The organism is Myxococcus sp. CA056, from assembly GCF_013336715.1.
Taxonomy (GTDB): domain Bacteria; phylum Myxococcota; class Myxococcia; order Myxococcales; family Myxococcaceae; genus Myxococcus; species Myxococcus llanfairpwllgwyngyllgogerychwyrndrobwllllantysiliogogogochensis.
Window position 1 is genome coordinate 236,207 of the sequence record NZ_JABUMT010000014.1, and the last position, 20,558, is coordinate 256,764.

Annotated in this window: 15 protein-coding genes; 11 read left to right on the forward strand and 4 right to left on the reverse strand. The window is 66.9% G+C overall.

Annotated features, from left to right (window positions below; genetic code table 11):
* The 3 genes from HUA76_RS36870 to HUA76_RS36880 all read left to right on the forward strand — a co-directional run.
* A partial coding sequence (locus HUA76_RS36870; protein ID WP_217440693.1) for a hypothetical protein occupies positions 1-1,636 on the forward strand: 1,636 nt, incomplete at its 5' end.
* A 299-nt stretch (positions 1,637-1,935) separates the two neighbouring features.
* On the forward strand, positions 1,936-3,621 hold the full coding sequence (locus HUA76_RS36875; protein ID WP_174463505.1) for an LVIVD repeat-containing protein: 1,686 nt from the start codon (positions 1,936-1,938) through the stop codon (positions 3,619-3,621).
* Positions 3,622-3,824: 203 nt separating this feature from the next.
* Positions 3,825-5,231, forward strand: a complete 1,407-nt coding sequence (locus tag HUA76_RS36880) for a hypothetical protein (protein ID WP_174463506.1) — start codon at positions 3,825-3,827, stop codon at positions 5,229-5,231.
* Positions 5,232-5,259: 28 nt separating this feature from the next.
* Here HUA76_RS36880 and HUA76_RS36885 read toward each other — a convergent pair whose 3' ends face one another.
* On the reverse strand, positions 5,260-6,345 hold the full coding sequence (locus HUA76_RS36885; RefSeq protein WP_174463507.1) for an aldo/keto reductase: 1,086 nt from the start codon (positions 6,343-6,345) through the stop codon (positions 5,260-5,262).
* A 93-nt stretch (positions 6,346-6,438) separates the two neighbouring features.
* On the opposite strand from HUA76_RS36885, the gene HUA76_RS36890 reads away from it, so the two are divergent.
* Positions 6,439-6,846 (forward strand): MarR family winged helix-turn-helix transcriptional regulator, encoded by a 408-nt coding sequence (locus HUA76_RS36890; protein ID WP_174455754.1) that lies wholly within the window; start codon positions 6,439-6,441, stop codon positions 6,844-6,846.
* A 136-nt stretch (positions 6,847-6,982) separates the two neighbouring features.
* A complete protein-coding gene (locus tag HUA76_RS36895; RefSeq protein WP_254614722.1) occupies positions 6,983-7,477 on the forward strand; it encodes a hypothetical protein in 495 nt (164 codons plus the stop codon).
* On the opposite strand, the gene HUA76_RS36900 is transcribed toward HUA76_RS36895, so the two are convergent.
* Together HUA76_RS36900 and HUA76_RS36905 are read right to left on the reverse strand one after the other, a co-directional pair.
* Entirely contained in the window at positions 7,457-7,981 is a 525-nt protein-coding gene (locus HUA76_RS36900; RefSeq protein WP_254614723.1) for a DoxX family protein, read from the reverse strand. The genes HUA76_RS36895 and HUA76_RS36900 overlap by 21 nt on opposite strands.
* Positions 7,982-8,130: 149 nt before the next feature.
* On the reverse strand, positions 8,131-13,068 hold the full coding sequence (locus tag HUA76_RS36905) for a lamin tail domain-containing protein (protein ID WP_174463508.1): 4,938 nt from the start codon (positions 13,066-13,068) through the stop codon (positions 8,131-8,133).
* Positions 13,069-13,647: 579 nt separating this feature from the next.
* Here HUA76_RS36905 and HUA76_RS36910 point away from each other — a divergent pair.
* Positions 13,648-14,877 carry a DUF4157 domain-containing protein gene (locus HUA76_RS36910; protein ID WP_254614735.1) on the forward strand — a complete coding sequence of 410 codons (1,230 nt, stop codon included), beginning with the start codon at positions 13,648-13,650 and terminating at the stop codon, positions 14,875-14,877.
* Between the two features lie 53 nt (positions 14,878-14,930).
* Here HUA76_RS36910 and HUA76_RS36915 read toward each other — a convergent pair whose 3' ends face one another.
* Positions 14,931-15,356, reverse strand: a complete 426-nt coding sequence (locus HUA76_RS36915) for a hypothetical protein (protein ID WP_174463510.1) — start codon at positions 15,354-15,356, stop codon at positions 14,931-14,933.
* A gap of 240 nt (positions 15,357-15,596) precedes the next feature.
* On the opposite strand from HUA76_RS36915, the gene HUA76_RS36920 reads away from it, so the two are divergent.
* The 5 genes from HUA76_RS36920 to HUA76_RS36940 all read left to right on the forward strand — a co-directional run bounded on the left by HUA76_RS36920 (position 15,597) and on the right by HUA76_RS36940 (position 20,091).
* Positions 15,597-15,821, forward strand: coding sequence for a DUF1272 domain-containing protein (locus HUA76_RS36920; RefSeq protein WP_217440736.1), 225 nt, complete (start codon positions 15,597-15,599; stop codon positions 15,819-15,821).
* Between the two features lie 270 nt (positions 15,822-16,091).
* Positions 16,092-17,399, forward strand: a complete 1,308-nt coding sequence (locus HUA76_RS36925; protein ID WP_174463511.1) for a glycerophosphodiester phosphodiesterase family protein — start codon at positions 16,092-16,094, stop codon at positions 17,397-17,399.
* A gap of 32 nt (positions 17,400-17,431) precedes the next feature.
* A complete protein-coding gene (locus HUA76_RS36930; RefSeq protein WP_174455747.1) occupies positions 17,432-17,788 on the forward strand; it encodes a twin-arginine translocation signal domain-containing protein in 357 nt (118 codons plus the stop codon).
* A 327-nt stretch (positions 17,789-18,115) separates the two neighbouring features.
* On the forward strand, positions 18,116-19,273 hold the full coding sequence (locus HUA76_RS36935) for a hypothetical protein (protein ID WP_371823570.1): 1,158 nt from the start codon (positions 18,116-18,118) through the stop codon (positions 19,271-19,273).
* 185 nt (positions 19,274-19,458) lie between these two features.
* A complete protein-coding gene (locus HUA76_RS36940) occupies positions 19,459-20,091 on the forward strand; it encodes a hypothetical protein (RefSeq protein ID WP_254614724.1) in 633 nt (210 codons plus the stop codon).
* The last annotated feature ends 467 nt before the right edge of the window (positions 20,092-20,558 follow it).

Genomic DNA, 20,558 nt, shown 5'->3' on the forward strand with positions numbered 1-20,558 from the left:
GGCGCCGGACCGACGCCAGAAGGTGAGAGATGCCGTCGAACTCGCCGAGTACAACGGGCTCCCCAAGTATTTCGAGCTGCTGCGGCGCGGCTTCCGCGTCGCCCCCGTCTCCAATACCGACGCGCACGCCTCCGTCCGCGCGCAACTGGGCTCCGAATTCCAGGCGCAGAACCCGGACGGCTCCTGGGTGCTGCCCTACATCGATGAGCCCGGTGTGCCTCGCGAGAAGATCCAAGGCTTCGACACGGCCCAGGGCCGCGCCGGTGTCGTCCTGCCTCCCGGTACGCCGTGGAACTACGAGAACTTCCTCACCGCGCTGCGCAACCGCTCGGTGTTCCGCACGGCCCTGCCGCCTGCCTCCGGCTTCTTCATGGCCAACGGCCGTCCCATGGGCTCCGAGTTCGCGCTGAGCCCCACCGAGCGGCGCCTGGACTTCACCGTGTGGGGGACGACCAAGGATGGCACCGGCGGAGGCAACCAGTGGACGGTGCTCCAGGTCTGGAGTCCCTTCCAGCCCGACGCCCCCATCAAGGAGATTACCTACGAGGATGAGCATCTCATCAACCTGAAGGAGGTCTTCTCGCTGACGCCGTACGAGTCCATCTACGTCGTCACGCTCCGGCAGAATTGGGAGAATGCCGACGTCGTGATGGCGCCCATCTGGGTCACCAATCCCATCAGCAAGCCCATCCTTTCCCTCCCTGTCTCAGTGGTCACCCGTGGCTCCCAGCACCCATTCCTGTCCATCAGCGGCGGAGGCGACACCTTGCTCCTCCAGCGCGCGACAGAGCAGGCGCCCAATTCCTGGCAGACCGTCGCGACCATCACCAACAACTACCTCTATCCTATCGACCACCGCAGCCAGCGGAGGGTCTCCCACTGGCGGGTCGTGGACGCCTACCAGCAGACCGTCGTCTCCAATCCGGTGACGCTGACCGTCACGGATGTGATTGACGTCGACACGCCGTCACTGCCCACGCCCATCCTCGATGGCGTCAACGTTACGATCCACTGGACCTTCCCCACGCCCCTGAACGTCGACTACTACGCCTCGCGCGACGACGGCCTCACGTGGACCAAGGTTGGTGAGGATTCCTCCTGGGCGTATACGAATCGAAGCTGGAATTTCTACACGGGTGGATGGGGCAACTCAAACGTGATGATCAGGGTCGTGGAGCAGGGAGGCGCGGGCAGCGTCGGAGTCACGGCTCCCTTCTTCGTCGCCCCCGCCGTCGAGTACCTGATTCCCGTCTCGTTCACGCATGCCTCCATCAACCCCAGCACGGCCTACAAGGCGACGGATGCCGACCCGGGGACCTGCTGGTACACGAACAACGGCAATGAGCAGTTGGTGTACGTCGACCTGGGCCAGGTGCATCTGGTCAAGCGAATGGAGCTCCTCTTCGGTGCGTCGAATCCGCCCAGCTGGTCCCTGGGCATCAGCGCGAACCAAAGCACCTACACCACGACCGACAGCGGAACGCTGACCTACGCCGCCAACCAGGCGCTTGTCAGGGATTACAGGCTGCAGCCCGGAGGTGGACTCAGTACGCGCTACCTGCGCTTCTCGCTCTCGGGGACCTTCCCGGGCGTCACCACCCAGTCCCAGATCTGCAACCTCCGGTTCTACCGGTAGCCCCCGTCACCCATGTCTCGCGCCCTCCTTCCGCCCCTGTTGGGCTGGAAGGAGGGGACATGCCCTATACCCACCTGGAGGATCCCGGGGAGCCCTGTCTCCGTCGGTGCCCGAGTCCCCACCTGAAGTGCAAGGGGAGGACCAAAGAGGCTCGAGGTGAGGGCAGCGCGGCGTGCTGGCGGGGGTTCCGTTGCCAGATGACAAGCATCGGCGGCTCGCTGGGGAACATGGCGCCTCCCTCGCCGTATCGGGGATGACCCTCCACGCCTTCGTGGATGGCTACGTCACCGAGGCTCCTCATGAAGACTCTTTCGCTCTCCCCGGGAGCATGGCGCTCTCTCTGCGTCCTGCTCCCGGCCCTGCTCTCCGCCTGCGGTGGGTCTTCCGCCCCAGGCGTTGACGCCGGCCCTCAGTCCGATGACGCGGGCACCCCCGACGCCGGGCCTCCACCGTGGGACGGCACCGCCACCGCGCTCGAGGACCTGGGCGACTGGGTGGATACGGGCCGCTATGACGCGTGCCAGTTCGTCAATCCGGAGAGCCTCGATCCGCTCCTCTGCGAGAGCCTCACGGCCTTTGATTCATCCAGTTGCTCCGCCCAGGAACTCTCCGGCGTGGAGGGCCGGGGCATCTACCAGGTCAACCTCCGAGGGGAGATGCGCGTTCGCGCCAACCGCCCCACCACCACGACGGTCTCCCGTTCCGCCATCAGTATCGGGCTCCACGACGACGGCACCCCGGACGCGCTGGGCAGCGGGCCGGTCATCGCCCGCGTGACGGAAGGCGGCACGTTCTTCCTCACGGGAAGACGCGCCCTTGCGACTCCCGAGGGCGACATCATCACCACCGCCTCGTTCGCCGGCTGCCATGTTCCGTCGCCCGGCGTCATCACGGGTTGCTACGTGTCGTGTTCCAGCGACGCGCGGTTCGGCAAGACGCTCGGGACCTTCGTGGCCCATCGCATGACCTGGGCGGCCGGAGAGGGAGAGTCCTCCGGTGGCCTCTCGCTCATGTCGGAGGCCGCCACCTCCGTCGGCAGGCCCGCGGACCTCTTCGTCGCCAAGGAGCACGCCTACGTCGTCTCGCTGGATGGTCCGCCTCGGGTGGGAGGGCTCAGCGTCTTCGACGTGAGGGACCGGCGCAACCCCGTCCTGAAGAAGACGGTGAGCCTTGCTGGCGACACGTCGTGGAACGGCGTCTGGGCCAGGGGAGATGCGCTCTACATCGCCAGCAATTCCTCCGGGCTCGTCATCTTCGACATCAGCGACCCGGCCAATCCCGTGTTCGTGCGCCGAGCCGAGGGCCCTCACACCGTCCACACCGTGCTCGTCGACGCGGACCGGCTCTACGCCAACGCTCCGGGCACGGGGACCTATGTCTACGACGTCTCCAAACCCCTGGAGCCCACGCTGCTCCAGATTGTCACGCCGACGCCGGGAGGCTTCAGCAGCGGTCCCCATGACGTCTTCGCCTACCAGGGCCGCCTCTACATCAGCAACGCCGAGTCGGGCTTCTCCATCATGGACATCACCGACCTGAACGACGTGCGCCACCTGGGGGACTACTTCCGGCCCGACGCCATCAGCTACGCGCACCACAGCGCGGTGGGGACCTTCGCGGGTCGCACCATCGCCTTCGAGGGCGGCGAGTTCAATGGCTCCCACGTGCGAGTGCTCGACGTGACGGACCCGGCGAACATCGTCCTCATCGGCACCCACCGCATGCGGCCCGTCGTGTCCATGCACAACCTGCTGCTGCGGGGCCAACTGCTCTACGTCGCCTGGTACCACGAGGGCCTGCGCGTCCTGGACGTCTCGAACCCCACCCTGCCGAGACAGGTCGCCCACTTCAACACCTTCCGGGAGACAGACCCGGGACGAAGCCATGGCGTCTTCGAGGGCAACTACGGAGTCCGTATCCCCGGCGATGGCTACGTGTACCTCGTGGACTCGGTGCGCGGGCTCGTCATCGTCAACGAGTTGTAGCGGCGGACGCACCCCGGAGGTCGTCGGTTCGGCAGGTCGCCCGAGGCGACGACTTCCCTGACACCGGGGGCTTTCCGCGTCCTGGCGGAACGCAGGCTGGGCGCGTTGGAACGCAACGCTCCGCCCCGACGACGGGCATTCCCGTGGCAGGACCCCTGGCATGGCGGTTGCTGTAGCGGCGGCGTCTCTCAAGGGGCTTCCGCATGAACTGCTACGGGTGTCGGAAGTGCGAGCTGATCTGGTTCTCATCGAAGAAGAGCAGTGTCTGCCCCTACTGCGAGCAGTCCAACTGGCTCATGCTCCTGGAAGACATTCCGGATAACCTCCCGAAGCTCTCGCGCTACAATTGTACGGGCTGTAACTCCAAGATGGATTACGTCGCGGGCATGTCCGTGCAGTGCTGCGGCAGTTGCAGCCAGGTATACGAGGATCCGGATCTCGACATGGAGGTCGTCACCACCGTCACGACCTCCAGCCCTTTCAAGCCATTCAAGGCCCCTAGCAAGAGTATCACGCCCAAGAAGACCGTCGTCATCCAGTCCCCGAAGGTCACCCTCTCCCGGGAAGAGCGCATCGAAAAACAGACGCTCTTCCACATCTATCAGTGCAAGGGCTTTGATTGCCTCAATCTCTGGGCCTCGGATACCCGGCACAAGAGTTCGCGCTGTCCCTTCTGTGGAAAGGGTCTCTTCGAGCTTGTCAAAGCCGACGAGAAGAACGTGGGGGCGATCGGGCTGGCCTGTCTGATCTGTGGCTGTATGATCTGTTACAGCATCGAGCAGTCAGCCCCCCAGCACTGCCCTTACTGTGGGGAGAACAACCTGTCGCGGCAGTCCAATGAGATTCGCAAGGCCCTGCTGGCCTCGGTGCGTGCGCGGAAGGCGAAGTACCTCGTTGACGAAAGCCTCCAGTCCACGTGCCGCATCAACTTCCGGCAGGACTTCAAGAACTCGATGCCCAGCATCAAGGACATCAGCGGCGTCTGGATGCATCGGCGTCACGTCATCCCCCAGCACCTGCTGCGGGCCGTCTGGAACGCCGCGGTCAAGCAGAACAACGCGGGCGGGAAGCACTTGGAGGTACTGGCCTCGGCGTTGGGGCTGAATGGCAAATTCAAGAACGAACAACACCTCGCCTCGGCCATCCTCTACACCCTCAACGAGAACGCCAAGAACCTCTTCCTCGCGGAAGGCACCCCCAACTCCGCCATTGGCGCGCTGGCTCATTCCCTCCATGAGCTCGCCGCGAAGTACTCGAACCTGACTGTCTCCTCGTCAAACCCCTTGAGTGGGCTCATTGAGGAGTTCAAGTCCATCAAGTCTCCGCCCCAATGGGGCAAGGCCGTCGGGCAGTTGGTCCACGAAATCATTCAGACCTACACCGAGGTCCTCGAGGAGGCGTCCTCGCTCCAGGAGGCCGTGAGCATCGTGGAGGACCTGGCGGACACCGCGAACCTGGACCTCGACACCACGGCCCAGGGGCTCGGCAATCAGAACAAGAACGCCGTGACGCTCTACCTGAAGTTCCAGCAGTGGGAGCAGTCGCCAGGGAGCTGGGATGACTTCATCCAGCTGCTCCTGGCGTTCATGTCCACGGACATGGTGGGCTGAGCGCCATGTCGGCTCACACGCTGGCCCCTCAGTAGGGCTTGTCGCCCTTCACCACGCCGAAGCCGGACGCCTCCGCGAAGACGCCGTTCACCGTCGTGCCTCCATTGTGGATGCTGGGGAACATGGGCTGCATGCTCTGGGGGAACCCGAAGGTCGGCTTCGTGAGCGCGTCGAGGCGGCCGAGCTGCTCCGCCGTCAGCTTCACCTCGAGGGCGCCGACGTTGTCCTCCAGCTGCGACAGCCGCCGCGCTCCGATGATGGTGGAACTCACGCCCGGCTGTGCCTGCACCCAGGCCAGCGCCACGCGCGCCACGGTGCTCCCCTGCTCGCGGGCGATGGCCGCGAGCGCGTCGATGAGGGCGTAGGTCTTCTCGTTCAGGTACGGGTCCAGGAAGGCGCCTCGGTCGCCCTTCTGCTGTCCGGCGTTCGCTCGGGTGTACTTGCCGCTGAGCGCGCCGCTCTTGAGCGGGGACCACGGGGTGATGCCGAGCCCGAGCTCGAGCGCCATGGGCACCAGCTCCTGCTCGACGCTGCGCTCCAACAGGGAGTATTCAATCTGCAACCCGATGAAGGAAGACCAGCCCCGGAAGTGCGCCATCACATTGGCCTGGGCAATCTTCCACGCGGGCGTGTCCGAGACGCCGAGGTAGCGGACCTTGCCAGCCCGGACCAGGTCCTCGAGCGCGGCCATCGTCTCCTCGATGGGCGTGTGGATGTCCCAGTTGTGCAGCCAGTAGAGGTCGATGTAGTCGGTCTGCAGCCGGCGCAGCGAGTTCTCGCACGCGGAGATGATGGACTTGCGGCCCGAGCCACCGCCGTTCGGGTCCCCCGGGTAGAGGTTGCCGCTGAACTTCGTCGCGATGACGAGCCTGTCCCGTCGCGCCGGGTGGCGCCCGACGTGGTCGCCGATGATCTTCTCGGAGTGGCTCTTCGTGTAGAAGTTCGCGGTGTCGATGAAGTTGCCGCCGAGCTCGATGTACCGGTCGATGATGTGCTGGGATTCCTCGACGCTCGTCCCCCAACCGAGGTCTTCACCGAAAGTCATGGCACCGAGGCACAGCGGGCTCACGCGCAGGCCTGAACGGCCGAGCGTCACGTAGTGGTTGAGAGGCATGGACGGCTCCAGGGGCGTGCTACATTGTAGGGACGACGAATTAGTTCAAGATGGAATTGGATTAATGTTGAACCAATTTCCGCGCAAGGTGCCATGGCGAAAATCGACGCGGCGAGAATCTGGTCGCTCAACCACCGGCTGTTGATGGCGGTGATTTCCAGTGTCGCCTCCGACATCACCGCACTGGGGCTCGAGACGAAGGAGCTGTTCGTGCTCGCGGAGGTGGACGCCCACCCCTATCCGGCCGAACTGGCGGCATCCCTCTGCATCCCCAAGCCGTCGGTGACGCTGTACGTGAAGCGGCTCGAGGCCGCGGGCTTCCTGCGCCGTGAAATTGACACCGAGGACCTGCGGCGGCACCGGCTGCAGCTCACCCCGGCTGGCCGCAAGGTGATGCAGCAGGGCACCGCGCTGCTCTCCGAGGCGTTCGGCGAGAAGCTCGGGCGGCTGAGCGCCGCACAGCAGGCGGAGCTGCGAGCCCTCCTGGAGAAGATGAGCTGACCAGCCAGGGGGGCGGGCCAAGGTCCGTCAGGCAAGCGCCCCTCGAAGGGGCGGAATTCGTGCGCGGGGATGTCGAATTCGCGCGGCCCATTCCGACCTCGAATTGAAAGCGGATTCGAGGTCGGAGGTTCTGCGCATGCGAGCGAAGGCGTCGGTCGAGGCGGATGTGTCCCAGGTGGCGGTGAGAAATGACTCGGGTGTCACGGGGACGGGGCGGCCCGCCCGTCGCGTCGCCCGGAGCGTGGGTGCGGTGTTCGCGGGGTTGCTCGTGAATGCCCTGCTCTCCACGGGGACGGATGCGGTGCTGCATGCCACGGGCATCTATCCCCCGGTGGGGCAGCCCATGTCGGATGCGCTCTTCGGGCTGGCGACGGCGTACCGCGTCGTCTTCGGTATCCTCGGGTTCTATGTGACGGCGAGGCTCGCGCCGGACAGGCCGATGCGCCACGTGTTGTGGCTCGGTGTCGTGGGGCTGGCCTTGAGCACCCTGGGCGCCGTGGCGACATGGGGCAAAGGTCCCGAGTTTGGCCCCACCTGGTATCCGCTGCTGCTCATCGCCACGGTGATGCCGTGCGCCTGGGTGGGCGGACGGCTGGGTGAAGCCCGGCTTTCAGCCGCGAGGCGGACTTGAACGAGGGTGCCCGGTCCCGCGAGCCGCGCTCGCGAGGAGGAGTGCTCCCGCGGAGGCCGAGAACACCGAGTAGTCCAGCGGTGACTTGAGTCCCTGGGAGACGGCCATGGCCGTACCGAACATCGCCAGGAGCAGGGCGCTGCCGAGGGCCACCCGGCGTGGCCAGAGCCCGAGGACCAACGCGGTGCCCAGGAACAGCTCGGCGGCGGTCGCGGACCAGGCGAGGAATGGAATGGTCGACGCGGGCATGAACGCGTTGACCTCGGCCGTGTAGCGCACGAAGTTGTCGAACCTCGCCAGACCGAGGTTCCCGGTCCAGACGCCGAAGCGACTGGCGACCGCCGACAGGAACGCGGCTCCGAGCGCGAGCCTCGCGTAGGGGACTCCCATCCGCTCAAGACTCGGGATGGGTGTTCCATGGGGCGCCACCGGGGCCGCGCTCCCTTCCTCGCGGATGCGGTCGGTGGCGACGGCGGGGGTTGAGATGGACGGTTCGCGAGTCATGAGGTCTCCCGGGCCTGGTGAGCTGCCGGGGAGATTCTCGCGTCGCTGGCCACCTGGAAGAGCCAGTTCCGACGGAAGTCACTGGGCCAAACTTCCGACGGACACACGCGGAGGTGCCCTGGCGTCCAGGGCACCTCCGGTCCTTGCTGTCAGTGGAAGAACTCGACCGGGCTGGTGGAGTTCTGCGGCTGCCGCGAGGCGCGAGTCACGATGTCAGCGCTGTTGGTGTCCGTGTCCTGCCCGTTGCCGCGCGTGGCGTGCGCGCCGCCCACGGCCATGACGGCGGTGGTGGAGGAGACGACGGCCTTTCGCTCCAGGCTTCCACCGGAGGCAGGGTGCGAGGGCGCGGCGGTGCCCTCGGGGGCGTTCCCGGTGCCGTAGCCCAGCCGGTCCACGTCGACGTAGACCGTCCCCGACAGGCGCTGGATGCGGATGTGACCGCCCCCGGTCGTGGACGAAGACGAATCGATGTTGTGGGTCGTGTCCGCGGTGACCGCCCCTGCGTAGGCCGTGCCGCCCAGCAGGAAGTAGCCGTGGGCCGGTATGCTCTTGCCAGCGGGGATGGTGTACGCCGTGCCGTAGTTGGTGCCGGTGGCGGACTTGTAGCTGAGCTGCCAGCCGGACAGGTCCACCGCCGCGCTCGTCGGGTTGTAGAGCTCCACGAATTCATCGCGCGCGTTCGCGGTCGTTCCTCCGCTGAACTCGCTGATGACGACGTGGTCCGTCTGCGGCCCCGCGAGCACCGTCACGGAGCCGTAGGTGCCGGCGGGAGGCACGGCCACGCCGTTCTGGTCGCAGTACGTCCACGGTGCGCCCGCGTCCGTGAAGCGATAGCGGAAGCCGTAACGGAACATGCCTGGGGTGGGGATGCTCAGCGCGGCCTTCACCTCGTCGTTGTTGGACCCAGGAGGGTTGTAGCTCGCATTGAAATCCGCCGACGTCCACGTCCAGCCCGCGGGGTCGGTCGCATCCGTGCCAAAGCCAAGCTGCGCCTCGATGCGCGGGTAGAAGTCGTTGCCCGTCTGGTTTCGCGTCGTGACATCGAAGCTGTAGAACTGGCTGTAGATGTCATACGGGTCGAACGCGAGGATGCTCGCCGGGTAGGTGCCATCCCCGGTTGGGAACGTCTTCGGGTACTGGATGGCGCAGTAGTTCACCGGCTTCTCGACGTTCATCCCGCACTCGTCGTTGGCCCCGTGGGGGGTGCCCCGGTCGCCGCCCTCGAGGACGCCGGTCGAGTCACACCAGTACCAGGGCTTGGAAGCCGCCGCCGTGCCCACGATGCTGGACGCGAGGCTCATCGCGCGGCCGACCGTCTGCGGGAACGCATTCGTGTATTGGAGGCTGGCCACCGGGGTGCCTTCCTGCGTGAAGGTGATGGACCCGGTATTGTCCAGGTGCACGTTCGTGCCGTACGCGTGGTTCGCGAACACGCCGCCGTTGGTCCCGAAGTTCGCGTTCTGCGCGAGCACCACCCTCGCACCCGGGTCGACCACCAGCGCGTGTCCATGGTTCATCGTGAAGGTCGTGGCCGTGCCCACGCCGTCCACGAAGCTCACCGACATGCCATTCAGGTCCAACAGCTTCGTGCTGGTGTTGGTCAGCTCCACGTACTCCGTGGTGCCCGTGGACGGGGAGTGCATCACCTCCGAGATGGCCAGCTCACCCGCGCCCGGATGCGGCGCATTGGCGCACGCGCCCGCATGGCAGACGGCGTCCGCGCCAGGGCAGGCCTGCAGCTCCAACTCACCAAGCTCGCAGGTCGGCTGGCCTGAGACGATGACGCACATCGACGGGTACACCTCCAGGGACGTGCCATCCTCCGCGCAGGTCGGGGCCGGCGGAGTGCAGACGTAGTCATCACAGGGATTGGTGGTGCTCGCGCTCGCGGTGGTCAGGGCACTGCCGTTGCCCGCGCCGTCGAACGTCTTCAGGGCGAAGAAGTACGTCGTTCCCACCTCCAGGCCGGAGACAGTGAAGGACTCCGACGTGCCCGGGGCCTGGGGAGCGCTCACCCCCGTCACCACCGTGGCGGCTTCGAAGGTGGCCTCGGTGATGGCCGCCGTGGCGTACCGGAGGTCGTACCGCGTCGCGGTGCCCAGGTCGCCGTCATCGCCAGGGGCCGCCCAGTCCAGGCGGATGCTGGTACCCGAAAGCACATGGGGCCCGAAGCCAGTCGCCACGGCGGGCGCCACCGTGTCGGAGATGAGCAGGTCCGCGGAAGAGGAGGGCGGCAGGCTGCCCGCGTTGGCCTCGAACCGATACGTGCCCTCGTCGACCACGATGAGGCCGGCGAAGGTCGCCACGCCGTCCACCGGGGTGCGGGTGGGCGAACCCTGGGTGAAGCTTCCACCCGTGAGCGACAACGTCACGTCGATCTCGGCGTCGGTCACGGTGTTGCCGTACGCATCCCGCAGCGCCACCTGCACGTCCGCCAGCGCCTGTCGCACCGAGCCCGTCGTGGGCGCGGAGACGAACGCCAGGGCGTCGAGTGCGGCCGGAACGATGGACCAGGTGTGCGTGCCTCTCAGGGTCGCGGTCACCACGTCCTCCGCGATGACCTCCTGGTCACCGGCGGTGCGCGGCTCCACGCTGAATACGTGCCGCCCCGCGTCCGCCAGGGTGAACGTGTAGGCGCCGGGAAGCACCGCCTGCGCGTCCGAGGACGAGAACGTCACCGTGGAGGCGTAGCCCGTCGCGACGTTGCCGTAGGTGTCGCGCGCCACCAACTCGTAGCTCTGCGTCTGGCCCGCGACGAATGGCCCCGCGCCCGCGATGACCTCGAAGGACGTGGCGGCGATGGAGCGCACTTCGGCGTCCACCGTGGCGGAGAGGTCCGCGGTGACGGTGTCCGTCGCGGTGAGGGACTGCGTCCCCGCCGTCTTGAACACCAGTCCGGTGAGGAACTTCTGGCCCTGGTCGGCCGAGGTGAATGTCGTGTCCGGAGGCAGCTCCGCCTGCGCGTCCGAGGACGTGAAGTGGACCGTGCCGGCGTAGTCCCGCGCGAGGTTGCCGAAGGAGTCCGTCAGCGACACGCCCGCTTCGAGCGCCTGGCCTGCATCCACCGGCGCCGAGAATTGCCACAGCACCAGCTTCGACACCGGCCCCGCGCGCACGGTGAAGGATTGGCTCTGCTGACTGGTGGCTCCCGCCGTGGCGGTGAACGTGAATGCATCCGCCGTGTCCACGCGCAGCCCCTGGAAGGTGGCAACGCCGTTGACGGCCGACACCGTCGCCGCCGGGAAGGAGGCCTGGCCCGTCAACGTCAGCGTCACCGCGGAGGTGGCCGTGGTGACGACGTCACCGCGTGCATCCTGGAGCGCCACGCGCACGTCCGCGAGCGTCGTGCCCGCCGTGCCGTCCGCGGGCTGCGTCACGAACGCCAACTGCGTCACCTCTGGATGGGCCGTGGACACCGTCAGGCTGTCCGAGCGCGCGGTGTTGCCCTGCTTGTCCGTCACCTTCAGCGCCACATGGTACGTGGTGCCCGTCGCGAGCCCCGACAGCGTCACGGTCTGCACGGTGCCGGGAGGCACCTGACTTCCGCTGGCCACCAGCGTGCCGGCCTGGAAGGCCGCGTCAGAATCGATGGGAGACGTGGCGTAGCGCAGCTCCTGCGCCGTCAGCGTCCCTTGGGTGCCGTCATCGCCCACGCCCGTCCACTGCACGGTGAGGCCCGTCTCCGTCGCCGCCGTCTGCGTCAGCACCGGCTTCGCGGGCGCCACGTCATCCACCACGGTGAGGTCCGCGCTGCTCGTGCCCTGCAGCCCATCCGCGGTGGCGTTCAGGCGGGCGACTCCATGGCCCGCGATGCTGAGTGTCGTGAACGTCGCGACGCCGTCGACCGGGGCCGCCTCCGTCGTGCCCGACAGCGTGAAGCCCGCCTGCGAGAGCGACAGGCTCACCGTGGGGGTGCTCACGCGGGCCGTGTTGCCGAAGGCGTCCTTCAAGGTGACTGCCACGGTGCCCAGGGATGCACGCGTCGACACGCGCGTGGGCTGCTGCGTGAATGCGAGGAGCGCGGGAGGCCCGGCGGTCACGTTCACATGAAGGGTGAACGAGATGGCGCTCGTGCCGTCATCCAGCGTCAGTCGCTGGCTCCCGGCGGTCTTGAAGGTGATGCCCGTGAAGGTGAACTGCCCCGCGTCCGAGGGCGTGTACACATGCGCGGCGGGAAGACTCGCCGCCGCGTCCGTGGACGTCAGCGCCACCGTGCCCGTGTAGTTCGTCACGGTGTTGAAGTGCGCGTCCTGCACCGTCACCTGGAGATCCCGCGCCACGCCCGCCACCGCCGACTCCATCTGCGTACTCAGCCCCACGGCCGCCGGAGCGCCGGGGTTCACCTTGAAGGAGGAACTCGTGGCCGGCTCGAGCCCCGGGGCGTTCGCGGTGAACTGGTAGGTGTCGCCCGCCCGCTTCAGCACCACGTCCGGAAAGAGCGCCACGCCGTCCACCGCCGTCACCGTCAATTGGCCCTCCGGGAAGACGACACCCACGGAGGCCAGCGACAGCGTGACTTCCGCCGTGGCGTTGGAGACCGTGGCCCCGGTGGCGTCCTGGAGGACGACCTCCAGGCCAGCGAGAGGAACACCCGCCACGCCATCCGGAAGGGCCTGCCGGAACGCGAGGCGCGAGGCCGTGGGGGTGACCGCGACAAACTCCACCGTGGCGGTGGCGGTGAGCGGAACCGTCAGGCCTTTCGCGTCCTTGACCGACGCCCTCACCGTCTTCACGCCTGGAGCCGTCGATACCACCAGCGCACGCGCCGAGCCGTCGCTGCCCGTCTGCCCCGGAGGCACCGCGATGGAAGCTCCCTCGCCGTCCACCGTCACCGTCACGGCGCGCCCGGACATCCGCGCGCCGTCCTTGCCCACCACCGTCACCGTGACGGCGGCCTGGTCCGTGCCGTTGGCGAGCACACCCGTGGGCTTGTCCACCGCCACCGAGGAGGCCGCCGCGTCCACCGTGTCCTCCGCTACGGGAGGCGGTCGCGGTGCGCTCCCGGAGTCGTTACAGCCAAGCGACAGACCCAGACACAACACGCTCAACCCCAGACAGCGGGCGAGCCCTTCGAAACGTGGGGACATGGATGTCTCCGTCCAGCGGGCGGCCCCCGCGCGGCAGTGCCTGCGTTCGCGGGGTTGCACTGCTTTCTAGCAGACATCCCTCGTTGCCACGACAGCGGGGATGGAACATTGTGGTTCAACTGGAGTCCTGAAATTCCCCGTCTGTCTGGAGGAGCGGGGCGTGACCTGGGGTGTCGAGGGGGTGATGACGGACTCGCCTGGGTCGCGGGACATCGATGACACCGTGGGGCTCCTTTGTGTTCGGGCAGGTACCGTCAGGGCTGCCGGGCGGCTCGTGGCGCTGGCGTTCCGCCTCCGCGGGTCTGGGCGGATGGGGGCGACCTGACCGCTACTGTCTTTGTGTCGTGCGAGCCTCCACACTGGCGTGCTCCCACGCTGTCTTGAAAAGGCTCCTCTTGCATGAGTGCCTACACCCCCAGGATTCCGAAGGACCTGGCGACGATTCACGACGCCGCGCGGGGGCAAGGCCAGGGTGGCACGACAGTCCAATGTCTGGCGAACTCCTCGCATCCTGTGAGCCGGCTCAGCGCCATTCAGGACACCGCCACCCAGAGCCCTCGTGTTCAGCGGTTGGTGCAGATGAAGGCGCGGCTCCAGCATGGGGGCACCGCGCAGCGGAAGCCGGTTGAGGCAAACAGGACCGGCATGTCGGATGAACTCAAGACTGGCATTGAGTCGCTCTCCGGCGTGAGCCTGGATGACGTACGCGTTCACTACAACTCCACCATGCCGGCCCAGCTTCAGGCGCTTGCGTACACCCAGGGGGCGGACATCCATGTGGGACCGGGCCAGGAGCAACACCTGCCCCATGAGGCCTGGCACGTGGTGCAGCAGAAGCAGGGCAGGGTGACTCCCACCCGGGACTTCAACGGCGCGCCGGTGAATGACTCGCCCGCGCTGGAGTCAGAGGCGCAGGTCATGGGCGACAGGGCCACCCTTCAGCCCATGATGGCGGACTCGCTCCACGAACCTCCCGTGCAGCGGATGACCGGGACGCAGGGGGCCGCGCCAATCCAGTTGATGCGCGTGGTCCGTTGGATGGATGCTGGAAAAGAGAGTGATTATATCTCGAAGCTGGGGGCCCAGGACCCCGAGGCCTATGCCAGGCTTCATCGCGAACTGGTTGGTGGCGGGCGAGGGGGCATCCTGCAAGCGATCGACAGGCATGGGCAGGGAATGCTGGGGGACGAAACGCCCTTTGTCTCCGTGGCTGTCAACCCCTACTCCCTTTCCTGGGGGACTGACGACTCGGAGAGTGGCGTGGGTGATATCCTGCAGGGCGCTCGCCATGATGTCTGGTTCGATGTGCCTGACGAGTACCTCTATCCTGGCTCGACCGAGCTGTCTCAAAGTGAGACGGAATTGCTCGTCCTCCTGCCTCCGGGTGTCAGCCTTGAACGCTACATCGCGACCCGTGCAACGCAGCGGGGCCGGGAGCCATTGATCAAGGGCAATCCGTGGAGGGGGATGACGACCGAGGAGCGGCGGGCCGAACTGCGGCGGTTGAACCCTGAGTTCACGAGATTGGCGGTTCGCGGCTCACGTGAAGGCGAGCCTGGCTCGTTCGTGATGCAGCAAGAGGTGGTCCCGGCCCCATGGGAGGCGCAAGCGGGAGGCAATGGAGCGCTCAACTTCGGCGGGTTGCCCCGGGGCATCCAGGAGCGAGTCATCGACCTCGCGGCCGAGAACTGGGCAGGGGGCGCGGCTGCTTTCAGGCAGGGACTGGCAGGAGGCCAGGCATGGGCGCGCGCACATCTGGAGAGCACCCTGCGCGACAATGAGGCCGGAATCCGGAGGGCCATGTCGTAGCGGTGGACCATGCGGGCCCATGTGTGGGGCCCGCGCGGCACGCAGGGACTTCGCTAGTCGTCGCCGTAGTACGAGGCGGTCGCGGTGAGGGTGGCGGACCACTGGCCCGTCAAGTTGTCGTAGACGCGGATGCGCTGCGTCAGCGTGTCGTACTTGTTGATGACGGTCATGCAGCTATAGCCCGTGTCCTGGTAGTAGCCATGCCCGTAGCAGGAGTCGAGGAACTGGATGGTGTAGCGGCCACCCGTCTGGTCAATCCCGAGGACGCCCCAGGAGACAATCGTCGAGTACGCGCTGCCACTGGCGGAGCAGGCATATGCGGAAAGGTAATCCCAGTTTGGCGTGTCCACGAAGCAGGCCGGCATGGCACTGGAGACATTCAATCCCTGGGGTTCGGATGCGCGAGGCTCCTCGGCCAGCACTGCGGAGGACAGCGACATCGCGGCGGCAACAGCGACTCCAGCAAGCGAACGGTGCATGGACACCTCTCCTGTGAGTGGCGCGGGCATGGTAGTGATTGTGGTCTTGAATGACAATCGCCGGGCGCGTGGGACAAAGGCGCGCTCCAGGGCGTGAATTGGACCCACGGCAACCACTTACCGCGGCTGTTCGCCCTTCGGGGGGAAGGTCCCCGGGCGGCTGGGGTCAGTGGGTGATGACCCGCGCCCCTTTTCCGTGCTCTTTTCGGGTCCTGCGTCCAAGGAGGTTACGTGCTTCAAATGCGTCCAGGCTGTGAGTGCTGTGATCGCGACCTGCCACCCGACTCGACGGATGCCCGCATCTGCACCTTCGAGTGCACGTTCTGCGTGAGCTGCGCGACGGAGCGACTGAAGGGCATCTGCCCCAACTGCGGCGGCGAACTCACGACGCGCCCGCGTCGGCCCGCCAGCAAGCTCGCGGCATACCCTCCGTCCACCCAGCGCGTGTTCAAACCGCAAGGGTGAGCTCAGCGAGAGGGAAAGCCGGTTGCTTCGAGTACGTCTCACCCCGCGCCGGGTACGGAAAAACCGGGGGACACCTCGTTGTCACAAGTCATTGTGACCAACGGAGTGGGCCTGGTTTCCCGGCCGAGGCACCGCGCGACGCCGCTCTGCTCGCGTCGTGGCATGTTCTTGAGAGAATCGTCGCTCAACCTTGACGTTTCCGCCGGGGAAGGAGGGTGCATCTTGCGCGGACCTGGATGTCCAGCAACCCATGAAGGAGCCGGAACTCTCATGTATCCCCGAAGATTGGTGACGCTCCTCGCGGCGACGCTCGCCGCGTGCATCACGATTCCCGGTGCGGCCCCCGCCGGAGACGACGCGCTCGCGGTGCGCGCGGCCGAGGAATCCCGGTCGGAGCACGCGCCGCCGCGCCGACTCAACGTCCAGGTGGGCGCTCGTCCCTACTACCTGGTCGAGGACATGGATGAGAGCCCCCTGAAGCGCAGGCTCCAGCAGTGCTCGGAGGGGCCGTTCTCCCGGACGGAGTTCTCCATCGGCCATCGCGGCGCGCCGCTCCAGTTCCCGGAGCACACGAAGGAGTCCTACGAGGCCGCCGCGCGCATGGGCGCGGGCATCCTCGAGTGCGACGTCACCTTCACGAAGGACCGGCAGTTGGTGTGCCGGCATTCGCAGTGCGACCTGCACACCACGACGAACATCCTCGCCATTCCCGCGCTGGCGGCGAAGTGCACGCAGCCCTTCCAGCCGGCGGACCCCACCACCGGCAAGCCCGCCTCCGCGCTCTGCTGCACCAGCGACATCACGCTCGCCGAGTTCAAGCAGCTGTGCGGGAAGATGGACGCCGCCAACCCCTCGGCGGCCACGGTGGCTCAGTACCTGGGTGGAACGGCTCCCTGGCGCACGGACCTCTATTCCGCGTGTGGCACGGTCCTGTCCCACAAGGAGAGCATCGAGCTCTTCAAGCGCCTGGGCACGAAGTTCACTCCGGAGCTGAAGGCCCCGAGTGTCCCCATGCCGTACCAGGGCACCTATACGCAGGCCGCCTATGCCCAGCAGATGCTGGATGAGTACAAGCAGGCCCGCGTCCACCCGAGCCAGGTGTGGCCGCAGTCCTTCAACCTCGACGACGTGAAGTACTGGATTCAGCGCGAGCCGCAGTTCGGCAGGCAGGCCGTCTACCTGGACGGGCGCTATGAGATTCCGGGCACCCGGTTTGATCCGAACGACCCGAGCACCTGGGTGCCGGGCATGGACGAGCTGGCCGCGTCGGGCGTGGAGGTCATCGCGCCGCCCATCTACGTGCTGCTCACGCTGGATGCGCAGGGGAGAATCATCCCGTCCGCGTACGCCAGGGCGGCGAGGGCCGCGGGTCTGGACATCATCGCCTGGTCCCTGGAGCGTGACGGCCCGCTGGCGAAAGGCGGCGGCTTCTATTTCCAGTCCGTCAAGCAGGCCATCAACAACGACGGCGACATGCTCGTCGCGGTGGACGTGCTCGCCCGGCACGTGGGTGTCATCGGCATCTTCAGCGACTGGCCGGGCACGGTGACGTACTACGCCAACTGCATGGGTTTGTAGACCGGGTTCAGGACGTTCAAGGAGGATTCTGTATGCGATTGGACCGTCGTGACTTCCTTCGTCTCTCCGCGCTGGGTGGCGGGGCGCTGGGCATGGGACCTGGATTCTGGAAGGGGGCGTATGCCGCGCCCGCGCAGCCGGGGCCGAGCCCGTACGGGGCCATGTCCGGCTCGCCGGATGCCAACGGGGTGAGACTGCCGGCGGGGTTCTCGTCGCGCATCCTCGCGCGCTCGGGGCGGGCGGTGGCGAGCACGGGCTACACGTGGCATTCCGCGCCGGACGGGGGCGCCTGCTTCGCGCTCTCCGATGGCGGTTGGGCCTACACGTCCAACAGCGAGCTGTCCTCGGGGGGCGGCGCGAGCGCGCTGCGCTTCGAATATGTGCAATGACTTGGCGCGGCCAGTGAACTGGCGGATTGAAATGTGTCGTTGCTCGGGAGCGGGGTGAGAGGGTCGGCGCCAGTTTGTCATCGTCCCCATGGACGGCAGGCGCGGAGGCGCTGCTGCTGGCTACGGCGCGGACGCGGAGGGTGAACGTGGAGCTGGCGCGGCAGGAGGAGTGGTTGACGTGGCAGGCCCGGACCTGCGTCCCGGCGCGCGTTTCTGTTCAGCAACCGACCTCAACTCATCGAAGCCTTCACTCCTCCTGTCGCTTCGACCCGCGCGCCTGTCGTCCCAGCGACCGCTGCTGGAAAAGGCCTTGATTCACCCGCGCGCGTGCGCTCCAAGCTTCACCACTTCACGAGCACACGCCGCGAGGGCGTGTCGTTGCGCAAGGTGGCGGGCTTCATGGTCTCGATTCGTTCCAGCGTTCTCTCCTGCATCGTCGTGCTCGGCGTCATCGCTGCTTGCGGGAAGGACTCCACTCCGCCTCCCGTCGATCCACCCGACGCGTCCGTGCCGGAGCAGTGCGACGGCGGCGGAATCGTGCTGTGTGGCGGCTCCTGTGTGAACACCGGGGCCGACCCGGCGCACTGCGGTGGCTGCGGCAATGCCTGCGCGGCTGGCCAGGGCTGTGAGGGGGGCGTCTGCGTCCTGCGCTGTCAGATTGACGGCCAGCAGGTTGCGTCAGGGACGGTGAACGCGGCGAACGCGTGCGAACAGTGCGTACCTGAGACCTCCGCGACCGCGTGGACGCCACGGGCGGACGGGACGCAGTGCGGCGCGGGACAGGTCTGCTCGGCGGGCGCGTGCGGCCCGAAGTGCTTCATTGACGGCAGCCTCTACGACGAAGGCACACCGAACCCGGCGAACGCTTGCGAGGCGTGTCTGCCCACGACGTCGACGACGCAGTGGTCGGCGCGGGGGAGCATTCCCCTGCTGGTCGGCGGTGAAGACATCACGGCGCAAGGTTGGAGGGCGATCACCCAGGCGCCGAACACGCTCACGTACGGCGAGGACTACGTTCGCCTGGAGACGTCGACGAACAGCGGAGCGCGGACGAGCGGGCAGTTGCTCCTCACGCGGGCGAACGTGGTCGACGCAACGAAACCCTTCAAGCTCGTGGTGACGGCGCAAGTCGAGTCGGCGAGCCGCCACAACCAGCTCGACAGCGGCGCCGCCATCCTGGGGAGCTTCACGTCGCCGTTCGGCAACTCCGTGGACCGTTCGCAGATGATCTACCTCGACAGCGCGGCGATCGGCTGGGCGGATGACACTCAGTCCGCGGCGTTCCCGGTGATCAGCGGCGGGTATCATGTCTACGAACTGGCGGTGGATGCGGCGAAGGTGGCCACGGTGAGCATCGACGGCGTCGCGAAGCTCACGCGGAACAACTTCATGGCGGACGGGAACATCGCCATCGGCGACCAGACCAACGACCCGAACGTCGATGGCGTGATGCGCATCAAGTCCGTCGAGCTGCTCTGCCCCTGAGGCTGGTGGGGGCCGCGACGCATGCGAGGGGTGGGGCCCGCTCGGTCCTGCCCGCGGAGCCTTCCATCCCAGTTGGAAGGCACGGGGTCGTCCTTGCCAGAGAGGTGCTTCCCCGCGGCGTCCCGTCCGGAGGCCCGCGCGCGGAGGGGTTGGCAGATACGGGCCGAACGGGGATGCTTACGGGAATGACCTGGACACAAATTGGCATCTTCGCCAGCGTCTTCGGAGTCGGCCTTGGGGTAGCGAGTGTCATTGGCTACGTCCGTTGGCGGCACTGGACGCAGCAACTCCAGACCTGGCAGGACTTCGCCAACACTCGCGGCTGGTCCTTCACTGCGACGTCCGGGTTCATGTACTCCGCGGGGACGCTGGAGATGAAGGGCCGCCACGCCGGGCGGGCGATCACCGTGGAGACCGAGCACCGGGGCTTTGGCAGGAGTTTCCACATCGTCACCATCATCCGGCACGGGCTGGGTGACGGCTTTCCGCGCGAGGTGACCATCCGGCCCGAGACGCTGGGCGACACGTTCCTCCGACTGTTCGGCGTGAAAGACGAGGATGTTGGAGATGCCGGCCTCGATAAAGCGTTGGACCTGAGGAACGTCACTCCCAAGGCCCGCGCCTTCCTCCTCAACGCGGAAATGCGGCGGCCCCTGCTGAACCTGGCCCACGTCTTCGAGACCTTCTCCATCGAGAGCGGCGTCCTGACGGTGGAGGTGATCTCCGTCCCGCGCACCTCCATCGAGCTGTATGGATTGCTGACGCCCGTGCGTGAACTGGCCGACGCTGTCCGGGGCGCGCGCGGCCCTACCGACTGATGGGCGGAGAGCACCGGACAGGAAGGCACCCGCTCATGAGCCTCGGTTCCGTGCTCCCGTAGCGCGCGGTCGCGGTGGCGCTGGCGTAGAGGCGGGTTCGAAGCCATGCGCTTTTGGGGTCGCGCACAGGCCGAACGAGAGGTGCCCCTGCTCCCTCTTCCCGCCTCCTCCGCGCCCGCCTGCCCCCCAGCCTGATCGCGAATCACGAACTCTGGTTAGGCGTTCCGGCCTCGGGCTCAGTCGCCGCAGTGCAGCTTCAGCTTCTCCAGGGACACCGTCTTGCCCTCCTTCGTCAGGGTGAGCTTCAGCGTCTTGCTCGTCATGTCCTGCTCCGTGAGGGGCTTGACCTACAACCCAGGCGCCGCCGCTTTGTCCGCGGCCAGCGAGGCCCCGCCGAACACCGCCAACGACAGCACCGCCAGATGCGCCAAGCGGTTCCGCATGATGTCTCCCAGAGTCGAGGCCCC